The sequence below is a fragment of the Bacillus cereus group sp. BfR-BA-01408 genome (genome assembly GCF_022663305.1).
In the GTDB taxonomy this organism is placed as follows: Bacteria; Bacillota; Bacilli; order Bacillales; family Bacillaceae_G; genus Bacillus_A; species Bacillus_A pacificus.
The window spans coordinates 1-437 of the sequence record NZ_JAKUFF010000205.1 but is presented as its reverse complement, the minus strand read 5'-3'; the positions used below and the strand labels follow the sequence as shown (position 1 = coordinate 437).

The following is a 437-nucleotide window of genomic DNA, read 5'->3' as shown; positions in this document are numbered from 1 at the left end:
AAGGAATTTTTCCTGAGTCCTTTGCTGGTTAAGGTGGAAAAATTTTTCAGCTTTATAGGTTGATAAAGTTATGTCGTAACAGGAAATATAAGAACAGATATATAAATAAATAAAAAGAAAATAAAAACGAAAATGAGGGGAACTTTATGAGCCAAAATCAATTCGAATGTCGTATTTCAGAAGAAGATGTACAAATGTTAAGAGCGTTAGCGCATCCGTTGCGTCTACGCCTAGTAATGGAACTAATGCAACGTGGAACATGTAACGTAACACAATTACAGGAAGTGTTAGAAATTCCGCAATCAACAGTTTCGCAACATTTAACGAAATTAAAACAAAATAAAGTAGTACGCTTTGAACGACGAGGACTGGAAGTGTATTATCAAATTCATAATGATAAAGTAAGTGAAGTAGTAAAAACATTATTTTCTTAAAAT

The 437-nt window shown here is 32.0% G+C and carries 1 protein-coding gene; it reads left to right on the top strand.

The window, feature by feature from the left end:
- Positions 1–146: 146 nt before the first annotated feature.
- Positions 147–434 (top strand): ArsR/SmtB family transcription factor, encoded by a 288-nt coding sequence (locus MR083_RS26935; RefSeq protein WP_000081429.1) that lies wholly within the window; start codon positions 147–149, stop codon positions 432–434.
- Positions 435–437 lie beyond the last annotated feature (3 nt).

Bases quoted from the DNA above. Each gene is read 5' to 3' on its own strand.
- MR083_RS26935 (WP_000081429.1), top strand. From the start codon at position 147: ATGAGCCAAAATCAATTCGAATGTCGTATTTCAGAAGAAGATGTACAA.